Source organism: Candidatus Eremiobacteraceae bacterium (assembly GCA_035314825.1).
Taxonomy (GTDB): Bacteria; Vulcanimicrobiota; Vulcanimicrobiia; order Eremiobacterales; family Eremiobacteraceae; genus JAFAHD01.
The window spans coordinates 90153-112341 of sequence record DATFYX010000044.1 but is presented as its reverse complement, the minus strand read 5'-3'; the positions used below and the strand labels follow the sequence as shown (position 1 = coordinate 112341).

Below are 22189 nucleotides of genomic sequence, written 5' to 3'. Positions count from 1 at the left end.
CCTTGTGACATAACCCCGTATCGCGTACGGTAAAGTTCGAACGAACGCTCGAACGAAAACGGAGGCGCGAGGGGGATGGCGAGTTTCGACCAGCGGCTGCTCACCGCGCTGGATGCCGCGGAAGCGGTGTTCGCCGGCAAGGGATATGACGGGGCGAGCATGCGGGACATCGCGGGCGCCGCCGGCATGAGCATCGCCGGTCTTTACTATTATCTACCGAGCAAACAGCACGCGCTCGAGCTGGTCTGCGAGCGCGCGTTCGGCGCGCTGTTCGACTCCCTCGATCGCGCTGTCGCCGGCGCGGCGGCGCCCGATGCGAAGCTGCGGGCGTTCATGCGCGGCCATCTGCGCTTCGTCGTGGCGCACCCGGGGGCGTTTCGCGTCTTGCTCTACGACATGGATGCGCTCGAAGGTCAGGCGCGCAGCGCGATCCAGGAGCGGCGCCGGCGCTACTTCGCGCGCGCGACCGAACTCGTCATGTCGGTCGCCCGATCGCAGCCATCCCCCGTATCAAGCCGCGTAGCGACCGGCGCGCTCTTCGGCATGATGAACTGGACGCCGATGTGGCAGCACGGCGGCGATGCCGCAGAGGCCGCCGCGATCGCGGACCAGATGTGCGAGTTGTATCTGCGCGGCATCACGCCGCCCCAGGCAACGGAGGTCGTGGCATGAGCGATCGCATCGTCGTCAATCGCGACGGCCGGCTGGGCCGCATCACGCTGCGCGCCGGCGCCCTCAACGTGCTCGACACGGCAGACGTCCGGCATCTCGAGCAGGTGATCTGCGAGCTCGATGACTGCGCGGTCGTCCTGCTCCACGCCGAGAGCGACCGCGCGTTCTGCGCGGGTATGGAGGTCGCCGACCACCTGCCCGATCGCGCGCCCGCCATGCTAGAGGCCGTCGACAGACTCTGCGTCGCGTTCCTCGCAGCGTCGCCTGTCACGGTCGCCAAGATCGGCGCACCGGCGATCGGCGGCGGGTTGGAGCTTGTGCTGTTGTGCGATCTCGCCATCTGCTCGCACCGCGCGAAGTTCTCGCTGCCGGAGATCACGCTTGCCGCCCTGCCGCCGATCGCGTGCGGTCTGCTCGCGCAGGCGATCGGCAGCCGGCGTGCCGCCGATCTCATCCTGACCGGTCGCACCATCGACGCCGCTACCGCGGAGCTGTGGGGGATCGTGCGCGAAGCGGTGCCGGCGGAGCGGCTCGACGCAGCCGCGAGCGACTTGTGCCAGTCGCTGCTGTCGCTATCAGCCGACGCGCTGCGCTGCTGCAAGCGCGCGATCCGCGCGGGCAACGTCGAGGAAGCCGTGCACATCTACATCCAGGACCTAGTACCGACGCCCGACGCCGCCGAGGGCATCAACGCGTTCCTCGAACGGCGCAAGCCCGAATTCGGGCGGGTACTGCCCGCTCAGGAGGTTGCTCCATGACACAGGTCGCCGAACCATCGGCTGCGACCGCCGACGTCCTCTACGCCGTCGAAGACCGCGTCGCGACGATCACGCTCAACCGCCCCGAGGCGTACAACGCCTATACGACCGAAACGCTGCGCCATCTCCATGAGGCGCTGCGCACGGCGATGTGGGATGACGAAGTCGGCGTCGTCGTGCTCACGGGCGCCGGCCGCACCGCATTTTGCACCGGCGGCGACGTCAAAGAGTACGAAGCGCGCTACCTGCGCAAGCCCGAGGACTTCTGGAAGTACATGGTGCTGTTTCAGGACTGCCTCGACTCGTTGCGCACCATGGGCAAGCCGACCATCGCGCGGCTCAACGGGATGGCGGTCGGCGGCGGCAACGAGATGAACATGGCGTGCGACCTCGCGATCGCCGCCGATCATGTGACCATCCGCCAGGTCGGCGCGCGGGTCGGCAGCGTCGCCGCGGGCGGCGCCACGCAGTGGCTGCCCATCATGGTGGGCGATCGCCGTGCGCGCGAGATGCTGTATCTGTGCCGCCCGATCAGCGCACAGCAAGCGTTCGAGTGGGGCCTCGTCAACCGTGTGGTGCCGTTCGATCAGCTCGATGCCGCCGTGCGCGACTTCTGCGACGAACTGCTGGCCAAGTTCCCGGGCTGCCTCAGCTACACGCAGTGCCAAGTCAACTATTGGAAGGATCAGGCGTGGTATGCGACGATCGGCCACGCGCGCGAATGGCTCGCGCTGCACTTCGGCCATTCCGAGACCGCCGAAGGCATGAAAGCGTTCGTCGAGAAGCGCGCGCCGGACTACGCCGCCGTGCGCCGCCAGAGAGCGCGATGAAGGCCGCGGTCTTCCACGGCGCGCATCGGCCGCTCGCATTAGAGGAGCGACCGATACCGCAGCCCGGCCACGGCGAGATCACCGTGAAGGTCGCCGCGTGCGGCCTGTGCCACACCGATCTGCATTACATCGATCACGACGTGCCGACGTTCCAGAAGCCCCCGCTGGTACTGGGCCACGAGGCATCGGGGACGGTCGCGCTGGTCGGGGCTGGCGCTGAGCGCTGGCACGAAGGCGACCGCGTGCTCATCCCCGCGCTGCTCACCTGCGGCGCATGCGACGCTTGCCGGCGCGGCCGCGAGAACATCTGCGAGCGTGGCATCATGCCCGGCAATCATATCGACGGCGCTTATGCCGAGTACGTGCGCGTGCCCGCGAAGGATCCGCTGCCGCTGCCCGAAGACCTGCCGCTCCAAGAGGCGTGCCTCATCGCCGACGCGGTGTCCACGCCATACCACGCGGTGGTCAATCGCGGCGAGGTGCAGGCCGGACAGCGTGTGGTGGTCTTCGGCTGTGGCGGCGTCGGAGTCAACGTCGTGCAGATCGCGGCCGCCGTCGGCGCGCAGGTCTGGGCCGTGGACCTGCAGGCCGAGCGGCTCGAGCGGGCGCTGCGCTTCGGCGCAACCGCGGTCATCGACGCTTCGAAGACCGACTCGGTCGCAAAAGCGGTCAAGCGCGAGACCGGCGGCGGCGCCGACGTGGCGTTCGAGGCGATCGGCAACCCCCAGACCATGCGCGCTGCGTTCGACAGCTTGCGGCGCGGCGGGCGTCTGGTCGTCGTCGGGTACTCGGAGCGCGAGCTCACGCTCGCCGCCGCCAAGATCATGTTCAACGAGATGGACGTGCGCGGTTCGCTGGGCTGCCGGCCGGTGGACTATCCGCGCGTGATCGACATGGCGCGGCGCGGCGTCATCGCGGTAGAACCGCTGGTCACCGGGCGCTTCAGCCTCGACGACATCAATGCCGGCCTTGACGAGCTGCGCAGCGGCCGCGGCCTGCGCAACATCGTGATCCCGACGGCGTAGGAGAGACGGACATGGCGCTGCAGCTCGAATCGTCTTTCGACCAGATCGTCGATCGCTGCGTCGAGTCGATCGAATCGCTCGATTTCGCCGAGGCCAAGGCGTGGAAACGCGCGTCGGAGGGGCGCGCGCTGGCCGGCTGCTTCCCGGTCTACTCTCCGCTGGAGATTTTCCACGCGGCCGGAGCGCTGCCGGTCGGCCTTGTTGGCGGCGGCAACCGGCTTGAGATCGCGCATGCGGATTCGCGCTTCCAGTCGTTCATCTGCTCGATCGTCAAGAGCACGCTCGAGCTCGGCATGACCGGCAAGCTCGACGATTTCGACGGGCTGGTCTTCCATTCGATCTGCGATCCCGCGCGCAACCTCGCGAGCGTCTATCAGCGCAATTTCCCGGACACCAAGATCGAATACATCCATTTCCCGCAGCGCATCGGCGCGCCCGACGCCGTGGACTATCTCGCGGCAGAATACGCACGCATCGCGCTCTGGGCCGGCGAACTGACCGGCCGGCCCCCGTCCGCCGACGATCTGCGCGCGAGCATCGAGCTGTACGACGCGATACGGGCGCGCATCCGCGCGCTGTACGCGCTGCGGAGCGAGCGGCCCCACCTGCTCTCGACGCGAGAGCTCTACGCGCTCGTGCGCTATGGGCACGGCGTGCCCCCCGACGTCCACCTCGGCGTGCTCGACGAGGCGCTCGCACAAGTAGCGCAGCGCGGCGGCAAACCGAAGGATCGTGCCCGCGTGGTCCTCATCGGATCATTCTGCGAGCAGCCGCCGCTCGATCTCATCGCTTCCATCGAAAGCGCAGGCTGCTATATCGTGGACGACGATTTCCTCCTCGGACGGCGCTTCTTCACCGAGGACGTCGGCGCCGACTGCGATCAGCCGCTCGTGCGGTTGGCCGACGCCTACGTCCGGCGCAGCGTCGACTCGAGCGTCAAGCACGACTTGGGCCATTCGAAGGCGGAACGGCTGGTCGAGAGAGCGCGCGCGCAACGGGCCGATGCGGTCGTCGTGCTCACCGCCAAGTTCTGCGAGCCCGCGTTGTTCGATTACGCGCTGTATCGCAAAGCGCTGCAAGAAGCGCATCTGCCCCACGTCTTTCTCGAGTTCGAAGAGAAGATGTGGCTGTTCGACAAGATCAAGAGCGAGATCGAGACGTTCGTAGAATCGCTGCTGTTCGCATGAAGGAGTCAGCCGTGGCCGTGACCGCCGAATACCAAGGCCGCTTGCACCATCTCCAAAAGGAGCTGATGGCGCAGTACTACCGCGAGCTCACGGAATCGTCCGAAGGGCATGGGAAGAAGGCCGCCTACCTGCTCATCGGCGGCAATCCGGTGGAGTTGCTGCGCGCGTTCGATATCCTGCCCGTGTATCCGGAGGTCAACGCGCTGCAGCTGGCGGTCAAGAAGCAATCGCTCGGACACATCCAGGCGGCCGAAGGCATGGGCTACTCCACCGACAATTGCGCGTACGTCAAAGCCGACATCGGTTTGTACTTCTCCGGACGCAAGACGCCGTTCGCGACGATTCCAGAACCGGATCTGCTGCTATGCAACTACGTCGGCTGCAACGTCTACCTGCACTGGTTCGACCACCTCGCCCAGTACACCAAGCGGCCCGCGTTCCACCTCGACGTCCCGTTCATCCGCACCAAGTCGGGCGGGCCGACGAACGACGATTTCGCGTACGTCATGCGTCAACTGCGCCAGCTGATCGAGGTGTGCGAAGGCATCACCGGCCGCCGGCTCGACGAGGACAAGCTGCGCGAGGCGGTCACGCTGTCGTCGAAGACCGGCGAGCTGTGGTCGAAGATCAAGCACCTCACCAAGCGCACGCCGTCGCCGTACGACGCCTATTTCGATTCGGTGACGATGATGGCGCCGCTGTACTGCCTGCGCGGCACGCCGGCCGGCGTCGAGTTCTTCGAGACCGCGTATGCGGAATACGCGGCCAAGGCCGACGCGGGCGAAGGGCCGTTGGCGCGCGAGGACGTCCGTTTCGTCATCGAAGGGCCGCCGCCGTGGCCGTACCTGCGACAATTCCGCGACATGTTCTCGCGCTGGAACGCCGTCGCGGTAGCGTCCACGTATTCGACGGTCGGCGGCCTTTGGGAGTTCGGATTCGTCCATGATCCGGATAAGCCGCTCGAGAGCATCGCCGAGCACCTGCTGCGCTGGAATCTCACTAATCGCAATTTCTTGCAGCGCTACGACCAGATCGAACGCTATCTCGAGGAGTGGCACGCGGACGCGCTTGTGATCCATTCGGTGAAGAGCTGCCGCCTGTTCTCCGCCGGCCAAGGCGACATGCGCGAGTATTTCACGAAGCGCGGCGTGTCGACGCTGCTCGTCGAGTCGGATCTTGAGGATCCGCGCTATTTCTCCGAGGCGCAGATGCGCAACCGCATCGACGCGTTCTTCGAGTCGCTCGCCCATCGCAAACTCACTCACGCGCAGGCATAGGAGGACGAAGAGCATGGCTTTCGCAGCAGGCGTCGACGTCGGATCCACGCAGACCAAGTGCGTCATCGTCGACGAGGGCAACGCGATCGTGGCCCGCGCGCTCATCAACACCGGCTCCAACGTCACGCGGGCGGCCGAGCGCGCCTTCGAGCAGGCGCTCGAGGCCGTTTCGATGTCGCGCGCGGACGTCGCGTGCGTTGCAGGCACCGGCTACGGGCGCTTCAAGGTGACCTTTGGCGACCTGCAGATCACCGAGATCAGCTGTCACGCCAAGGGTGCGTGTTCGGTGTTCCCCGGCACGCGCACCGTCATCGACATGGGCGGACAAGACGCCAAGGGCATCAAGGTGCAAGACGGCGAGGTGCTCGACTTCGTGATGAACGACAAGTGCGCGGCCGGCACCGGGCGTTTTCTGGCGACGGCGGCCGAGGCGCTCAATCAGCCGCTCGACGCCATCGGCGAGCTGTCGCTCCAGGCGCGCAATCCGGTGCGCCTGTCCACCGTCTGCACGGTGTTCGTCGAGTCGGACATCATGGCGTACCTCGCGCAGGGCAAGAAGGTTCCCGACATTCTCGGGGGTATCCACGGCGCGATCGCCGCGCGCACCATCGCGCTCGTCCGGCGCGTGGGTCTCGAGCCGGAGATCACGTTCACCGGCGGCGTGTCGCTAAATATCGGCATGGTGCGCGCGCTCGAAGAGCGGCTCGGCACGCGCGTCAACGTGTGCGACGATTCGCACTTCATGGGCGCGATCGGCGCCGCCGCATTCGCGCTCGAGCGCGCGATGGCGAACGCCGTCGCGCCCGTACCCGGCGTGGCCGGCGCAGCGGGCGCGGCGTAAGCGGAAGGAGCGATCATGGGATACATCGCCGGCATCGACATCGGAGCGCGCGCTACCAAGGTGGCGCTGATCGGCCGCGACGGCGCGCTGCGCGGATCGCACATCGCGCGCACGCGGCCGCCGTTCGAGGATCTCGTCGAGGGTGCGCTCGGCGCGGCGCTCGACGCCATGGGCGCCTCGCGCAGCGACATCGAGTACGTCATCACCACCGGCTTCGGCCGGGCGAGCTACATGGAGCGCGACACGCAGGTCACCGACATCTCAGCGGGTGCGTTCGGCGCGACGCATCTCTTCCCGGGCACGCGCGGCGTCATCGATATCGGGTCGCAGAGCACTCGCGCCATCCATGTTGACCCGGTCGGCCGCGTGAAGGAGTTCAAGTCCAATGACAAGTGCGCAGCGGGGGCCGGCGGGTTCGTCGAGCGTGCCGCGCGCTACCTCGAGATCGATCTCGAGGAGGCCGGCGAGTTGGGGTTGGCGGGGGACAACCCAGTCACCATCTCGAGCATTTGCGCCGTGCTCGCCGAATCGGAGATCATCAACCACGTGAGCCAGGGGAGCTCGGTTGAAGACATCGTGCGTGGGATCCACAATTCGCTGGCCGAGCGCGCGGTCGCGCTGCTCAAGCGCGTCGGGATCGAGGCCGAGATCACGCTCGTGGGCGGCATGGCTCGACAGCGCGGCATGGTGAAAGCGCTCGTCGAGGCGCTCGGGCAGGAGCTGAACGTTCCCGAACAGCCGGAGATCGTCAATGCGCTCGGCGCGGCGCTGCTGGCCAAGCGGCGGCTCGAGAAGGCTGCGGCGTGAGAGCCGCCCTTGACACGGGACTCTAGCGCCCGGAGACGAAGCATATTCTCACGGTCGTTTCGGACCGGCCTTGTCTGTGGCCGGCTCTTTTTTTTTACGTCAGACGCCACGCTATGATATCGGGAGAGAATATGCGTTTGTTTTTTTCAAGGATCTTCGTCGGGTGCGCCGCAGTCGCGCTTTTTGCCTCGGTTGCGGCAGCGGATACGGCAGCGACCACGCCGCCCTTGCCGCCGGGCATGACCCCAGCGGTCTACAAGATGATCATGACACCCGGCAGTCCTCAGCCGTCCGGATTGCCGGCGGACGTCGAACCCAAGTCCGGGTGCATTCCTACGATGGGCTTCCATTACGCCGCCCCAGGCAAGTTCCCGTTCGGCCCGATCTATGGCTGGTACCAGGGCCAACCCATCTTCACCGAGGTGATGATCCCGCAGTCGGCCTTCGAGCAAGGGATGAGTTGGAATGAGGTCCTGGTGCCGTTGGCCGGCCATCAGATCGATCACGTCGACATCTGGTTCGAGCCGCACGGCCATCCGGGCTATGAAGTGCCGCACTACGACATCCATGCGTGGTACGTGAAGCACGACGTCCACATGTACTACTGCGGAAACACGTCCGGCAAGAAGCCGATCTGGCTGTAGCCGCTCGCGCTAGCGGACGGTCCGACAAAGAAAGAGGCCCGGCGTGACGCCGGACCTCTTCTTATGTAGCGGTCGAGTTTACTCGACCGTCGCGGTCGAATTTATTCGACCGTCGCCGTTAGTACGCCGAGCGCTGCTTTTGGAAGCAGTCGCGGCAGTACACCGGCTTGTCGCCGCGGGGCTGGAACGGAACCTCTGCGACTCCGCCGCAGCTCGAGCATGTCGCTTTGAACATCTCGCGCTGGCCGCCGCCGCCGCCGTAGCCACGGCTTCCGCCGCCGCCACCGCCACCGCCGCCCATGCGGCTGGCCTTGCGGGCCTGCCGGCAATCGGGGCAACGGCTGGGTTTGTTCTGGAACCCCTTTTGTTCGTAGAACTCCTGTTCGCCAGCGGTGAACGTGAATTGATTCCCGCAGTCGACGCAGGTGATGAGTTGATCGGTATACACTAGAGTTGAAACTCCCCTTGGTGCATTGTCAGACTCTGACAACACACACGTCAGTAGTTGAACGTTTCGGTGTCCGGTTTCTGACGATCGCGAAGAGGAGTTATCCTGATTCGACGCCCTGGCAGAGCCCCTAGACTTTCCAAAACCACGCTTATCTTAGCAAAATAGGGCCCCGCATTCAAGGCCCTGGGGCGCAGGGCGGCACGGATGGGCCGAAGAACGAGACGCGCCCTCCTGCGCGATGCGGCAAATGACAGCCGAAAGGACGCCTTAATATGCCCAGACCAGTGCATTTCGAGATCAATGCCGACGAGCCAGCTCGCGCCGCCAAGTTCTATTCGGGCGTGTTCGGTTGGAAGATAACCAAGTGGGATGGCCCTTTGGACTACTGGCTGGTCGACACGGGCGAGGGCGATACCGGCATCAACGGCGGCATCGTGCCTCGGATGCAACCCAACGTCGCGACGGTCAACACGATCGCCGTCGATGATCTCGATGGCTATCTCGCGAAGGTCGAGGCGGCCGGCGGAACGATCATGCGGGCCAAGTACATGGTACCCGGCATCGGCTGGCTTGCTTACGTCATCGACACGGACGGCAACCCGTTCGGGATGCTGCAGCCGACCGACGAGGCGACCTAGGGCTAGTTCGGCCTTGCTGGGATGAAAAGCGCGGCCACGATCGCGCTCGCCAACGCGAGCAGCGCGCCGAGGAGCATCGCGACCCGGAACGCGCTGACGTACGAGCGCGCTACAGCGCCTTGCACTTCGTCGCGTATATCCGCCGGGACGTCGGCGGGCGCAGTCGCTTGGGCCAGCTTGGTGCGTTGCGCCGCCATGTGCGCGTCGACGTGGGCCCGCAGTTGCGGCGGCATCGCCAACGCGTTGAGCGACGTGTCGAGCTTCATGCTGAATACCGACAAGACGACTAAGCTCATCACGGCGACCGCGAACAGGCCCGCCGCTCGCGAGACGGCGTTGTTGATCGCAGACGCGAGACCGGCGTCGCTTTGGTCGACCGATTCGAGCACCGTGGTCGTCAGCGGCGCGACGGTGACGACCATCCCGAGTCCGAGAACGACGAACGCCGGAAAGAACGTCGTCCAATAGCTGCCGCCGATGCCGGGCAGCGCGAACAAAGCGAAGCCGGCTGTGGCGATCGCCGGGCCGATCACCAGCGGCAGTTTCGAACCATAGCGCGCTACCAAGCCGCCGGCCCATGGCGATAGCGCGACCATGAGCACGACGAACGGTATCATCGAAAGCCCGGCCACGGTCGGCGGATAGTGCTGCACCTGGATGAGGTCGAAGGGGACGAAGAAGAGTATGCCGGCCAACGCTGCGTAGAGCAAAAACGTGAGCAGGTTCGCGCCGGAGAACGTCGGCGATGCGAACAGCTTGAGCGGCATCATCGGGGCGGGTGAGCGCGCTTCGACGGCGAGAAAGGCGGCGAGCGCCAGCGCGCCAAGGATCAGCGACACGATCACCTGCGGATCGCCGAAGCCTACTCCGCCTGCGGTGATCAGCCCGTAGGTGAGGCCGGCGAGGCCGATGGTCGCCAGGGCCGAGCCCGTCCAGTCCAGATGATGGACGCGCTCGTTATCGTGGCTTTCCGGCACGCCGATCGCCGAGATCGCCACGACCGCGATCGCGAGCGGGATGTTGAGGAAGAAGATCCAGCGCCACGATGCGTATTGCACGATCGCTCCGCCGAGCGCCGGTCCGATCGTCGCCATCAGCGCGGTGAACGACGACCACGTGCCGATCGCGCGCCCGCGCGTCTTGGCGTCGAACGTCGTGCTGATGATAGCCAGGCTTCCCGGCGTGAGCAGCGCGCTGCCGATGCCCTGCAAGCCGCGCGCGATGATCAGATGATGGACGTCGGGGGCGAACCCGCACCACGCCGAAGCGGCGGCGAAGATCACCGTGCCGACGATGAACACGCGCCGGCGTCCGAAATGATCGCCGAGCGAGCCGCCGACGAGCATCAGCGCTGCCAGGAACAGCGTGTAGGCGTTCACGACCCACTGCATGTCGATGGCGTTCGCATGCAGGGCGGTCTGTATGACCGGCAGGGCGATGTTGACGACCGTCCCGTCGATGAAGACCATGCTCGAGCCGAGGATGGTGGCGATGAGGACGAGGATGCGCGTCGTGCGCGGATAGACGACGGCTGCGTCAGCCATGCGCGTCAGGGCGTCTGCGAGTAGATTCGCTGCAGGTACGCCCGCACGCCCGCGTTCATGCCGACGGCCAACGCGAGCAAGGCGACGCTGATCAAGCCGACCGATCCGGGAGCCGCCGCTGGCATGCCGGAGGGATCGACGCTGAAGCCGCCGCTGAAGAAGCGCATCCCGAAGCGCAATGCCAGCACCGCGACGAAGATGATCGCGCCGATCGGCGAGACCTTGACGAACATCGCCCGTGCGGCGCGGTCGACCCGCACGCGGGTGTGCGTGCCTTGATACCAGCCAAGCGCCATGCCGGCGGCGAATGCGGCGAGCATGATCGCGATGTCGGCGGCGCTCGTGAGGTGCTCGAAGACGGCGAACCATGCGGTGACCGCCGCGAACAGCACGGTGACGGTCCACATGCCCGTGGGGCTGTAGCGTTGTTCGGCCGTCATGCGGACGACGCGCACCGCGACGACAAGGACCAGAAGGCCGATCGTCAGCGCGGCGATCAGGCCCGGTGGGGCGGTCGGTGCAGCGACCACGCTCATGCGAGCGCCTGCTCCTGGGCGGTCCGCTTGAACTGCGCCTCATACAGCTGCGCGTACAGGCCGCTGCGCGCGAGCAGCTCGCGATGCGTGCCCGACTCGACGATGCGCCCGGCATCGACGACGTGGATCACGTCCGCGCGCGCGATCGTCGACAGCCGGTGCGCGATGACCAAGCTCGTACGGCCTCGCATCAGCGGTTCGAGCGCGGCTTGGATGAGCTGTTCCGAGGTCGAATCGAGCGAGCTGGTCGCCTCGTCCAAGATCAGGACGCGCGGATCCTTGAGCAGCACGCGCGCGATCGCCACCCGCTGGCGTTCCCCGCCCGACAGCTTGAGGCCGCGCTCGCCGACGACGGTGTCGAAGCCGTCCGGCAAACCGGCGATGAAGTCGTAGATATTCGCCGCCTTGCACGCCGCGATCAGCTCGGCTTCGCCCGCATGCGGATTGCCGTAGCGCAGATTCTCGCCGATCGTGGTGTGGAACAGATACGTCTCCTGTGCGACGATGCCGATCGACGAGCGCAGCGATTCGAGCGTCAGGTCGCGCACGTCGCGGCCGTCCAACGTCACACGCCCTTCCTGCGGGTCGTAGAAGCGCGGCACGAGATTCATGATCGTGGTCTTGCCCGCGCCGCTCGGACCGACGAAGGCGACGAGTCGGCCCGTCGCCGCATGGAACGACACGTCGTCGAGCGCCCAGCGATCCTCGACGTAGCGGAAACGCACGTGCTCGAAGCCGACTTCGCCGCGCACGTCGGTGAGGGTGATCGCATCGGGCCGCTGGGGCGCCTCGGGCGTCATGTCCAGATAGTTGAAGATGCGCTCGAAGACCGCCAGCGCGCTGACGATCTGCACTTGCACGGAGACCAGCGCCGCCGCCGGCCCGTACAGGCGCGCGAGATATGCGACGAACGCGACGATCGTGCCGACCTGCAGGCCGCGCTCGATCGCCAGCCAGCCGCCTCCCAGCCAGATCAACGCCGGTCCGATGACGACCAGCGCGCCGACGAGCGCGATGAACCAGCGCCCGACCAGCGCGAGCCGGATCTCCATCTCCATCAGCTCGGTGCCGGCGTCATGGAACCGCGCGGCCTCTTGGCGTTCGCGCACGAACGACTTGACCAGCGTGATGCCCGAGAGCGACAGCGTCTCCTGGATCAGGCTCTCGATGCGGTCGCGCTGCTCGCGCGTCTGCTTGCGCACCGCATACATCGTGCGCCCGACCGGGCCGAGCGGGATCACCATGAGCGGCACGACGACGAGTGAGAGCAGCGCCAGGCGCCAGTCGAGCAGGAAGATCGCGATCAGGGTGGTCACGATCATGAGGACGTTCGTGACGATGGTGACCAGCGTGCCGGTCACGACATTGTCGATCGCGTCGACGTCGCTCGAGACGCGGTTCATGATCTCGCCGGTCTTGGTGGACGTGAAGAACGAGAGCGGCATGCGGTGCAAGTGCTGCACGAGCGCGTCGCGCATGTCGCGCATGATGCCCTCGCCGACCGAGGCGTTGAGGTAGCCTTGCCAGACGCCGATCGCCGCGGCGGCCAGCGAGACGCCGATCATGCCGCCCACGTTGACCCAGAGGCTGTGCAGGTCGTGTTTGGCGATCGAGACGTCGATGATCCATTTGGTGAACAGCGGCGGGAGCTGGCCCAGGCTCGTCGCGATCGTGATGCATACGAGCACGAGCGTTTCTTTGCGCCAATACGGCGCGAAGTAGCGCAGGATGCGGCGCAGGTCCACCTTGGCCGGCGGCTTGTTGCCGTCGCCTGAGGTGCCCATCGCGTACATCATATGGAAAGGGGTGGACCCGCCGAGCATGAAGCTCATCTCCGGCGGCTCACCCGCCGATTCCCCTAAGGAGGCGACTTGCCAGTGCCAGCTCACGTTCCGCCTACCGCCGACGAGGCGACCACGCTTTCGCGCGATGCCAAGACGCAGCACGCGCGCATCGCGACCAAACACGGGGACATCGTCTTCGAATTCTATCCGGACGACGCGCCGACGACCGTGGCCGCGTTCGTCAAGCTCGTGCGCGCCGGGTTCTACGACGGGTTGACGTTTCATCGCGTCGAGCCCGGTTTCGTGGTGCAGGGAGGCTGTCCGGAAGGGACGGGCCGCGGCGGCCCGGGCTACAACCTACGCGAGGAGTTCAACAAGCGCAAGCACGTGCAGGGCACGGTCGCGATGGCGCGCGCGCAGTCGCCTAATTCGGCTGGCTCGCAGTTCTACATCTGCCTCGAGCCGGCGCCGTTCCTCGACGGCCAATACACCGTCTTCGGTCAGGTCACCGACGGATTCGAGAGCGTCAAGAAGATAAAGGTCGGCGACAAGATGGAGAGCGTGCGGATAGAACCCAAGGCCTCGAAGTAGCGCGCTCGTCTAGCGCTGTTCGGCCAGCGCTCGCTTGATGCTCAGCTTCACGATGTCGCAGCTGATCGTTCCGCCCGCCCGCTCGAGCACGGCGCGGATTTCAGGATCGTCGGCGGCAGGCGCCAGCGCTTCGACCGCCGCGAGCTGCACGCCGACGGGTTGGCTCGGCGATAGGGTCGCCTGAAGGGCTTTGCGCACGGCCGGTTCCCGGGCGTCGTCCATCAGCACGTGGATGATGTTCATCTTCACGCGCGCGGTCGCCGCATTGGCGAGCGCGTTGATCAGCGCCGTCTGAGCCTCGGTCTCGTACGATGCGCCGGAGAGAGCCTGCACGGCGGCAATCTGCACCTCCTCGGGCTGCGAGGCGAACGCGTCGCCGATCCCCCGGGAGACGGCATCATCGTGCACCGCTCCGGTCAGGGCAGCGATGATCGCCAATTTCACGTTGATGGCCGTCGCGCTCGAGCGCAAGGCATCGAGCAGCGCGTCTTGCTGTTCGGCCTCGTGGACGCTTTGCGCCAGCGCTTGCACCGCGACGATCTTGACCGCCAGCGATGCGTCGTTGCGCAGCGCATCCACCAGCGCCGCGCGCGCCTCGATGCTGTCGGCGTGCGCCCCCAGCCGCTGGATGGCGATGATCTTGGCTGAAGACGATAGCGTCGGCAGCTTTGCGGCGAGCAGCGGGATGTTGTCGGTCGCGCCGGCGTTCGCGACATCAGCGTTCGTCGCGTCAGCGCTCGACTCCACGATGCGGGCGTCGGGCGGAGCGGCATACGCCACGCTCGTGTCGCTCGTGGAGACAACCGGAGCGACTGTGGCCGGAACGACCGCAGGCGGCGCCGCAGCCTCGCGCGGCGGGGCTTGATGCGCGAGCGGCGGCGCCGGCTCGTGGCGGATGAAGATGAAGTTGCGCGCTCCCACGGCGTTGGAACGCGCAACACTGAAGACGCGGTGCACTACGGTATCGGCATGGCGGGCGAATGCCGCCGAGCGAACCGCTGCCGTGGCGGCGGCATGTGCCGCCGTGTGCCGCGACTGGACGAGGACGATGGCCAGGACCTTTGCCCCTCGCTCGTGGTGCGCGAGCGCGGCGGGGCCGGCCGGGTACGTGGAATCGGGCATCACCGAGACGAGCGGGCTCATTCGCGACGCGACCACGAGCGCACCCGCGATCGCCGCGCACAGCGCGACCGCCGCGAACCCTGACGCGAATGGGATGGCCCGGCGTTTTTTTTCGAGCAGCCGCTCGATGCGTATGGCAAGCTGACGCCGCGTCGACGTGGCGGCCAGCGCCGGCAGCGCTTGGCGCGTCAACGCTGTGGCCTCGACCAAGCGCGTCAAGCACGCCGCGTAGGTCAGCGGTTTGCCGGTACCCGCGATGACTCGATCGTCGCACGCGATCTCGCGCTCGAGGGTCAACTGGCGGCCGATGATGTGGACGGCAGGGTTGAAGAAGAGCAGCGCCTCGGCTATGCGCTGGAAGACGTTGGTGTAGTCATCCCAGCGCTGCAGATGTGCGAGCTCGTGCAGACCGACTTGGTCGAGCTCGTCATCCGAGAGCTGTTCGAGCAGCCGCTCGGGCAGTACGATGACGGGGTCGAAGAGGCCGATAGCCACCGGCATAGGGACTTTGTCAGAGACGCACAACCTGCAGGTCCGCCGGCCGCCCGTCGCCGCCAGCCAGCGCCGCACGCGATGCTGATAGAAGACGGACAGCGGATGCGCCTCGGCTTTGAGCTGCTGCAGGCGGATGTAACTGACGATCAGGCGCAGCACGAGTACGGTCGCGACCACGTACCAGAGCGCGAACAGGATCTGGGCGAAGCGCTGCGGCACCGCGACCGCAGAGTCGCCGCCGGATGCGGCCGGCGGCGTCGCGCCGGCATGCAGCGCGATGACCGGAAGGATGACCACGGCGGCCAAGGCCACGCACCACAGCCCATAGCGAAGCGACGCGTTGGCGCGCGGCGCCAGCCGCAGCACCAGCCATGCGAGCAGCGCGACGGCGAGCGCTTCCCACAAGCCGTTCAATATCGCGCCGACGCTGACGCGCGCGAATGCTTCCCCGAGTTGCAGCCAGACCTGCATCACGAGTTCTCCCTGCTGCGTTCGATGAGGCGTTTGAGACGCGCCAGCTCTTGCTCGTCGATGTTCTCTTCCTCGAGCAGGCGCAGCGCGAGCAGTCCCGGTGAATTATCGAAGAAACGGCGGGCCAGCTGTTGCGCCGCATTGCGGATGGCCTCGTCGCGTCCGATCAGCGGACGGTAGACGAACGCGCGACCCGACTCCGAGTGCGCGACGTAGCCTTTGGTCTCCAGGATGCGCAACGTGGTGAGCACCGTGCTATACGCGAGCGCGGTATCGTCGGGCAGGCCCGCGAGCACTTCGCCGACGGTCGCCGAACGTTTCTCCCACAAGACCTGCATGAGGCGCAGTTCCGCCTCGGTCAACGTCGGAGATTTTTTCCGGGCCAAAGCGACCTCCCGGCTAGTATATTAAAGAATTAGTAGCTCAAGCGATACTGTACTATGGTCGCCGATGCCTTGTCAACTAAGAAATTAATAGATGCCAAGAATATGGCGGGGCCTAGAGCGCTTGGCGTGCCAAATCACTGCGAAGCCCATCAAGGTGCTGCGCGTCGTTGGCACGCACGAGCCGCGGCAGCCCGTCCGCGAACGCGATCTCGGTCAAGGCGGCATTATCGCTCTTCAACGACGCGAAGCGCGTCATCGGCCGGCCTCCGGCCCACAGCGTCGCGAGGCGGATGATGACGTCGTGGGTGCAGACGACGAGGGGCGTCTTGCGCGCCGGCACGTCCGACATGAACGACTCGAAGCGCGCTTGCACCTGATCGAGATTCTCGCCATTGGGAAAGCGAACGGCTTGCGGCGACGCGTGCCAGCGCTCGAGCGCTTCGGGCCAGCGCGCGGCGATCTCCGTGCGCAAGAGCCCCTCCCAATCGCCGTGCGAGATCTCGACGAGGCGCTCATCAAAAGCGACCGGCAGCTCGCAGGCCGCGCCGATGACTTCCGCCGTCCGCCGCGCGCGAGAGAGCGGGCTCGAGACGATCGCCGCGGGATGGTCCACAGACGCGAGCCGCTGCGCGACGGCTCGCGCCTGACGCTCGCCCAGCTCGGATAACGGAGGATCTTGGCGGCCTTGGAAGCGGCCTTCGACGTTCCACGTCGACTCGCCATGGCGCACGAAGAGCAGCGTCACAACTCGATCGCGCGCGCGTCATGCAGTTCGCCGATGCCGCGCAGCCTGTCCAGCACGTGGGCGTCGGGCGCTCGGTCGACGCCCAAAACCATGAGCGCTTGCCCATCGTCGCGGCGCGCGACGTTCATGGTCGAGATGTTCAACGCCGCCTCGCCGAGGATCGTGCCTGCTTTGCCGACGATGCCGGGCACGTCCGAGTGGCGCGTCAGAATGATGTGGCCCCGCGGCGCAAGATCGATCTCGAAGCCGTCGACATCGACGAGCCGCAGTTGTTCGCCGTGCACGACGGTGCCGGCAAGCGATGTTCGGCCGCCGCGTACCGTCAGCGCGCCGGCGAATCCGCGCTCGCACGGCGCGGCCAGCGTCTCGAGTGCGATCCCCATCTCTGCCGCGATTTGGTGCGAGTTCACCACGGAGACGCGCCGGTCGGTCACGCCGCGCAACAGGCCGACCAGGAACGCCGCCGTGAACGGGCGCGGATCGTAGTCGGAGAGCTCGCCTTCAAACGTGAGCGAAAACGCCGGCAAGGTCGGCTCGCCGGAGATCTGCGCGTAGGCCCGGCCGAGCACCGCGGCCAGCTCGACGAACGGGCGCATCGCCGACGACGGCGCGACCGGAGCGTTGACCGAACCGGACGGCGGATGGCCGGCGAGCACCGCAAGCACGTCGCGGCACAGATCCGCGGCGATGCGCGCTTGCGCCTCGTGCGTGGAACCGGCCAGGTGCGGCGTGGCAAACACCTTGGGATGGCGCAGCAGGCGCCACACCGGCGCGTCGGTGGGTGGCGGCTCGCCGCGCACGACGTCGAGCGCCGCTCCGGCCAGGTGGCCGGCTTCGAGCGCCTGCAGCAACGCTTCTTCGACGACCAGGCCGCCGCGCGCGCAATTGATCAGCCGCGCCCCCGACTTCATCAATCCGAGCTCGCGTTGGCCGATCAGCCCTTGCGTCTGGGGGGTGAGGGGCGCGTGCAGCGTGACGAAGTCCGAGCGCACCAGCAGATCGTCCAGCGGCACGAGCTTGGCGCCGAGCGCCTCGGCCCGCGCTTCGCTCACGAACGAATCGTGCGCGAGCAGGACCATGCCGAATGAGCGCGCCCGCGCGGCGACCGCCGCGCCGATCCGGCCCAGACCGACCACCCCCAGCGTCTTGCCGGCGAGCTCGGTGCCGAGCAGGCCCTTCGCGCTCCAGCGGCCCTCGCGGATGCGCTCGTGTCCCTCGGCCAGGTGCCTGCACAGCGCCAGCATGACCGCCATGGTGTGCTCGGCCGTCGCCAGCGTGCTCGCGTCGGGTGTGTTCAGCACCACGATGCCCTGGCGCGTGGCCGCGACGACGTCGATCGCGTCAACGCCGACGCCGGCCCGGCCGACGACCCGCAACGCGGGCGCTCCGGCGAGCATCTCGGCATCGACCTTGGTCTTGCTGCGCACGATTAGCCCGTCGACGTCGTGGAGGAGCGATCGCAGCTGCGATGGGGCCGTGTCGAAGGCCTCGCGCACCTCGACACCGCCGTCGCGCAGCACCGCCACGCCCTCGGGGGCGAGCGGCTCGGCGACCAGCACGGTGGGTTGGCGCTCCGGCATTGCGCAGGCGTTCGTCGAAAGCGCGCGCTTCACTCTTCGACAAACGTCGAAAGCAATTCGCGCGCAGCCGCCCTATACTGTAGTCCCAAGGAGGGTGCGCTTTTGCACTCGATCAACGCCGGCGACACCGCCTGGGTGCTCGCCTCCGCCGCCTTGGTGATGCTCATGACGCCCGCCGTCGGGTTTTTCTACGGCGGGCTGGTGCGTCGCAAGAACGTGCTTGCGACGATCATGCACAGTTTCTTCATCTTATGTCTCGTTAGCGTGCAGTGGGCGCTCTGGGGCTACACGCTCGCCTTCGGACCGGACGCGAATTTCCTCGGGTACTTCCACGGCATCATCGGCGGGCTGCAGTGGCTTGGCCTGCAGGGCGTCGGCCAAGCGCCGTCCTCATACGCGCCGACGATCCCGGCGCTCGCGTTTTGCGTGTTCCAGATGATGTTCGCCGTCATCACGCCGGCGCTGATCTCCGGCGGCTTTGCCGAACGCAAGCATTTCAAGGCGTTCGTCATCTTCACGCTGCTGTGGGCGACCTTCGTCTACGACCCTATCGCGCATTGGGTGTGGGGCCAAGGCGGCTGGCTCAACAAGCTCGGCACGCTCGACTTCGCCGGCGGCACGGTGGTGCACATCACCTCGGGCGTGTCGGCGCTTGTGGCGGCCTTCGTCCTCGGGCGCCGGCTCGGGGTCGCGCCGGATCGCAACACGGAACCGCACAACATGACGATGGTCGTCCTCGGCGCCTCGCTGGTGTGGTTCGGCTGGTTCGGGTTCAACGCAGGCTCCGCGCTGGCGGCCAACGGGCTTGCGGCAAGCGCATTCGTCGCGACGAACCTCGCCGCGGCCATGGGCGCACTCACGTGGATGACCATCCACTGGTGGCGAAAAGGCAGTCCAAGCGTGCTCGGCGCAGCCGCCGGCGCAGTGGCGGGGCTCGTGGCCGTCACTCCCGCATGCGGCTTCGTGACGCCCGCTGGGGCGATTCTCATCGGCTTCGGAGCCGGCGTGGTCTGCTACATCGCCATCCAATGGCGCGAGCGCATGCACAGCGTGGACGATTCGCTCGATGTCTGGGCGGTGCACGGCATCGGCGGGACCTGGGGAGCGCTCGCGACCGGCTTGTTCGCCACCGTCGCCGTGAACGCGGCTGGCGCCAACGGGTTGTTCGCAGGCAACCCCCACCAGCTCGCGGTGCAGGCGATCGCGGTCGCGGTCTCGTGGGTCTACGCCGGCGGCATGACCTTTGTGATCCTCAAGGCGATCGAGCGCTTCATACCGCTGCGCGTGTCGCAGGGAGAAGAAGAGCGCGGGCTGGACGTCTCGCAGCACGCCGAGGTGGCCTATCAGATGTAACGGTCGAATTCATTCGACCGTCGGACCCTTGTCGCAAGCACGACGTCAAGCATTCGACTCGTGCACATAGGCTTGGGGCGCAAAGACGGGCTAGAATGGCTTTATGGAAATGGTCGCATCGTTTGCCGCGTTCGCCCTGCTCCTAGCCGGTTGGCTCTTGCTGGGCACGCGGCGGCCGGCCCCAGTAGAATAAAGAGAAGCGCGCCGCACGGCGCGCTTCTTCGGTATAGGCCGCTTCGAGGCGTATCGCGCCTCGGGCTTCACATGCTCGTCTCGGCGGACTTGCTCGGTTTCACGTCGGGGTTGAACTCCGCGAACGCCCCCAGCGGATTGGGGACGAGCCAAACCATCAGATCCCAGATCGCCGGGTATTCAAAGACGAAGGCCACTTGGCTTGCATCCTTGGCCTTGCCGATCTTCACGATGTCCGCAGCCGTCGGGTTTGCCAGCGGCACGCCGAACTTCGCCGCCGTCTTCGCGCCGTAGCCGGCGCCGTACTTCACTGAGCCGTCTGGCTGCTTCAGGCCGTAGTGGACGTGTTGCTCGATCGCGATGAAGCGCGAAGCCGAAACGCCCCACATCGTCTGCGCTTTCACCGAGTCAGCCTGAAGGTACGAGAAGTCCGCGCCGATCAGGCGGCCGTTGATGTCGTACCACAGCTGCGCCGGGTGCTGGGGATCGCTCTTCCAATACGATGTGTTCACCCAGCTGATCGCGCCGGTCTCGTCTTCGTTATTGTAGCGATAGTAGCCGGCGGCGGCAGCCTGTTTGGTCGTCGTGAAGCGCGTCTGGAGATCGCGGGTGACCGTGTCGACGAAGGTCCGCTCCAAGGGAGAGAGCGGTGGTGCCGGCGTCGGCGCCGGTGTCGCCGTCGGCGCGGGAGTCGGCGTGCCCATCGCGGCGCCGAGGCCGGCGGCCGGCACGAGCATGCACGCGCACGCGGTGAGAATGAAGCCCAGATGATGTATACGCATAAGGCTCCTAGCGTTCACACACGCGAGGTCCGGCCCCTTCACCGTCGAAGGCGCGCGCATCATGCACCCCTGTGAGTCCTGCACCGGCGAGTGCTGCAAGATCTACTACGTCAATCTGAGCGGTTTCGATGTCTGGACGATCGCCCGCGGCACAAACCTCGCCCCCCAGCAGTTCGTCGACATCGCGCAAGAACACGAAGCGACCGGCATCGGCTTCAAGCTCGACGCCACCAAGACGACCTTCGCGATGGTGCTCGCGAAGAACCCCGGCCGCGACGGCAAGCAGCAGTGCGCGTTTCTCATGGAGATCGGCGACGGGGTCTGCCGCTGCGGCATCTATCCGCTGCGTCCTGCGGCGTGCCGGGTGTTTCCGGCACGGCTGCGCGACGGCGCGGTCACATTTCGCGACGACATCGTGTGCCCGAAGGAGTCGTTCAACGCCGACGCGCTCGACGCGCCAGCCTGGCGCATGTCGCTGCTGCGCAGCCAGATGGAATGGGCCGTCTATGCCGCGGTGGTGCATCGCTGGAACGAGCTTGCCTGCAGCACGCCGCGCGGCGAGACGCGTACACCTGACGAGTACTATGCATTTCTCATGGATCGCTACGCCCGGCTCGATGCGCTCGAGCACGACCTGCAACCCGACGAGCTCTGCGTGCTGATCGAGGGCTGGGGCCAGCCAGCTGCAGCGCGCGGCGCGCCCCTTTGGGAGCGCTACCTACGTCGCGCGGAAGGCGTCATCGCGGAGGCTTGAATGCGGAAGGTATTTTAAACGATTGTTTAAAATGACTGTTCATGAGCCCTGCAACAACGTCGGCAAGACGAGCCGCCCGGCGAGAGACGGTCGAACGGCCTACCGCTGATCCAACCCGGACCAAGCTGCTCGCGGCAGCGACCGAGGTCTTCGCCGAGCGCGGCTATCACGCGGCCACGGTCCGCGAGATCTGCTTGCAGGCCGGCGCGAACATCGCCGCCATCAACTACTATTTCCACGACAAGCTGGGTCTGTATACCGAGGTGCTGCGCAGTGCCGTCGGCCCGGTGCGGGAGACGATGCGCCCGATCTTGGAACGGCCCCTTCCGCACGAGCAGAACTTGCGCGCCGCGATCCGCGCGATGATCGAGCAATTGTATGGCCGCGATAAGCCGGCCGTGCCATTCCGGTTGATGCGTCACGAACTGGTCCAGCCGACGCCGGCGCTCGCGCAGGTCGTCGACGATCTGATCCGTCCGCAATACGATCGTCTGCGGGCGACCATCGGCGCACTGCTCGACTTGCCGCCGGATCACGAGACGACCCGGTTGTGCGCGCACAGCGTGATGGGCCAATCGCTGTTCTATCCGCTCACCGGTCCCGTGATCGCGCGCCTTTGGCCCCAGTTGAAGATGACGCCGCAGCGCCGCAGCCAGATCGCCGAACATATCGCAGATTTCTCGCTCGCATACATCCAAAGCAGACGAGGTAAGGCATGAGTCCG

At 66.4% G+C, this 22189-nt stretch carries 23 protein-coding genes; 14 read left to right on the top strand and 9 right to left on the bottom strand.

The window, feature by feature from the left end; genetic code table 11:
- Positions 1-75: 75 nt before the first annotated feature.
- From VKF82_06280 to VKF82_06240, 9 genes are all read left to right on the top strand, one after another.
- On the top strand, positions 76-672 hold the full coding sequence (locus VKF82_06280; GenBank protein ID HME81667.1) for a TetR family transcriptional regulator: 597 nt from the start codon (positions 76-78) through the stop codon (positions 670-672).
- Positions 669-1430 carry an enoyl-CoA hydratase-related protein gene (locus VKF82_06275; GenBank protein ID HME81666.1) on the top strand — a complete coding sequence of 254 codons (762 nt, stop codon included), beginning with the start codon at positions 669-671 and terminating at the stop codon, positions 1428-1430. The genes VKF82_06280 and VKF82_06275 overlap by 4 nt, the downstream gene beginning before the upstream one ends.
- Positions 1427-2260 carry an enoyl-CoA hydratase/isomerase family protein gene (locus VKF82_06270; protein HME81665.1) on the top strand — a complete coding sequence of 278 codons (834 nt, stop codon included), beginning with the start codon at positions 1427-1429 and terminating at the stop codon, positions 2258-2260. Before VKF82_06275 ends, VKF82_06270 begins: the two co-directional genes overlap by 4 nt.
- Positions 2257-3285, top strand: coding sequence for a zinc-binding dehydrogenase (locus VKF82_06265; protein HME81664.1), 1029 nt, complete (start codon positions 2257-2259; stop codon positions 3283-3285). The genes VKF82_06270 and VKF82_06265 overlap by 4 nt, the downstream gene beginning before the upstream one ends.
- Before the next feature lie 11 nt (positions 3286-3296).
- Positions 3297-4472, top strand: a complete 1176-nt coding sequence (locus VKF82_06260) for a 2-hydroxyacyl-CoA dehydratase (GenBank protein HME81663.1) — start codon at positions 3297-3299, stop codon at positions 4470-4472.
- Positions 4469-5749: a 2-hydroxyacyl-CoA dehydratase family protein gene (locus VKF82_06255; protein ID HME81662.1), complete on the top strand. Its 1281-nt coding sequence runs from the start codon at positions 4469-4471 to the stop codon at positions 5747-5749. The genes VKF82_06260 and VKF82_06255 overlap by 4 nt, the downstream gene beginning before the upstream one ends.
- Positions 5750-5762: 13 nt before the next feature.
- A complete protein-coding gene (locus VKF82_06250) occupies positions 5763-6590 on the top strand; it encodes an acyl-CoA dehydratase activase (GenBank protein HME81661.1) in 828 nt (275 codons plus the stop codon).
- 15 nt (positions 6591-6605) lie between these two features.
- Positions 6606-7397 carry an acyl-CoA dehydratase activase gene (locus VKF82_06245; GenBank protein HME81660.1) on the top strand — a complete coding sequence of 264 codons (792 nt, stop codon included), beginning with the start codon at positions 6606-6608 and terminating at the stop codon, positions 7395-7397.
- A 137-nt stretch (positions 7398-7534) separates the two neighbouring features.
- On the top strand, positions 7535-8041 hold the full coding sequence (locus tag VKF82_06240) for a DUF5602 domain-containing protein (GenBank protein HME81659.1): 507 nt from the start codon (positions 7535-7537) through the stop codon (positions 8039-8041).
- A 118-nt stretch (positions 8042-8159) separates the two neighbouring features.
- Here the strand turns inward: VKF82_06240 and VKF82_06235 are convergent, their stop codons facing one another.
- Entirely contained in the window at positions 8160-8489 is a 330-nt protein-coding gene (locus VKF82_06235; GenBank protein ID HME81658.1) for a zinc-ribbon domain containing protein, read from the bottom strand.
- A 275-nt stretch (positions 8490-8764) separates the two neighbouring features.
- On the opposite strand from VKF82_06235, the gene VKF82_06230 reads away from it, so the two are divergent.
- The gene (locus VKF82_06230; GenBank protein ID HME81657.1) at positions 8765-9130 is read left to right on the top strand and encodes a VOC family protein; all 366 of its coding nucleotides are present in this window, start codon (positions 8765-8767) and stop codon (positions 9128-9130) included.
- 2 nt (positions 9131-9132) lie between these two features.
- Here the strand turns inward: VKF82_06230 and VKF82_06225 are convergent, their stop codons facing one another.
- From VKF82_06225 to VKF82_06215, 3 genes are read right to left on the bottom strand one after another with little or no spacing between them, the layout of a single operon-like run.
- Positions 9133-10674, bottom strand: coding sequence for an MFS transporter (locus VKF82_06225; protein ID HME81656.1), 1542 nt, complete (start codon positions 10672-10674; stop codon positions 9133-9135).
- A 5-nt stretch (positions 10675-10679) separates the two neighbouring features.
- Positions 10680-11210, bottom strand: coding sequence for a hypothetical protein (locus VKF82_06220; protein HME81655.1), 531 nt, complete (start codon positions 11208-11210; stop codon positions 10680-10682).
- Positions 11207-13099, bottom strand: a complete 1893-nt coding sequence (locus VKF82_06215) for an ABC transporter ATP-binding protein (GenBank protein HME81654.1) — start codon at positions 13097-13099, stop codon at positions 11207-11209. Before VKF82_06215 ends, VKF82_06220 begins: the two co-directional genes overlap by 4 nt.
- Between VKF82_06215 and VKF82_06210 the strand changes: the two genes are divergently transcribed.
- On the top strand, positions 13088-13585 hold the full coding sequence (locus tag VKF82_06210; protein ID HME81653.1) for a peptidylprolyl isomerase: 498 nt from the start codon (positions 13088-13090) through the stop codon (positions 13583-13585). The genes VKF82_06215 and VKF82_06210 overlap by 12 nt on opposite strands.
- A gap of 9 nt (positions 13586-13594) precedes the next feature.
- Here VKF82_06210 and VKF82_06205 read toward each other — a convergent pair whose 3' ends face one another.
- The 4 genes from VKF82_06205 to serA all read right to left on the bottom strand — a co-directional run bounded on the left by VKF82_06205 (position 13595) and on the right by serA (position 18384).
- Positions 13595-15673: a M56 family metallopeptidase gene (locus VKF82_06205; GenBank protein HME81652.1), complete on the bottom strand. Its 2079-nt coding sequence runs from the start codon at positions 15671-15673 to the stop codon at positions 13595-13597.
- Entirely contained in the window at positions 15673-16035 is a 363-nt protein-coding gene (locus tag VKF82_06200) for a BlaI/MecI/CopY family transcriptional regulator (GenBank protein HME81651.1), read from the bottom strand. The genes VKF82_06205 and VKF82_06200 overlap by 1 nt, the downstream gene beginning before the upstream one ends.
- 136 nt (positions 16036-16171) lie before the next feature.
- Positions 16172-16804, bottom strand: coding sequence for a histidine phosphatase family protein (locus VKF82_06195; GenBank protein HME81650.1), 633 nt, complete (start codon positions 16802-16804; stop codon positions 16172-16174).
- The gene (gene serA / locus VKF82_06190) at positions 16801-18384 is read right to left on the bottom strand and encodes a phosphoglycerate dehydrogenase (protein ID HME81649.1); all 1584 of its coding nucleotides are present in this window, start codon (positions 18382-18384) and stop codon (positions 16801-16803) included. Before serA ends, VKF82_06195 begins: the two co-directional genes overlap by 4 nt.
- A 102-nt stretch (positions 18385-18486) precedes the next feature.
- Here serA and VKF82_06185 point away from each other — a divergent pair, with 102 nt between their 5' ends.
- On the top strand, positions 18487-19737 hold the full coding sequence (locus VKF82_06185) for an ammonium transporter (protein ID HME81648.1): 1251 nt from the start codon (positions 18487-18489) through the stop codon (positions 19735-19737).
- 260 nt (positions 19738-19997) lie between these two features.
- On the opposite strand, the gene VKF82_06180 is transcribed toward VKF82_06185, so the two are convergent.
- Complete coding sequence (locus VKF82_06180) at positions 19998-20711, bottom strand: hypothetical protein (GenBank protein HME81647.1); 714 nt, start codon at positions 20709-20711, stop codon at positions 19998-20000.
- 61 nt (positions 20712-20772) lie between these two features.
- On the opposite strand from VKF82_06180, the gene VKF82_06175 reads away from it, so the two are divergent.
- Both VKF82_06175 and VKF82_06170 read left to right on the top strand, forming a co-directional pair.
- Entirely contained in the window at positions 20773-21465 is a 693-nt protein-coding gene (locus tag VKF82_06175; protein ID HME81646.1) for a YkgJ family cysteine cluster protein, read from the top strand.
- A 41-nt stretch (positions 21466-21506) separates the two neighbouring features.
- Entirely contained in the window at positions 21507-22184 is a 678-nt protein-coding gene (locus VKF82_06170; protein HME81645.1) for a CerR family C-terminal domain-containing protein, read from the top strand.
- Positions 22185-22189 lie beyond the last annotated feature (5 nt).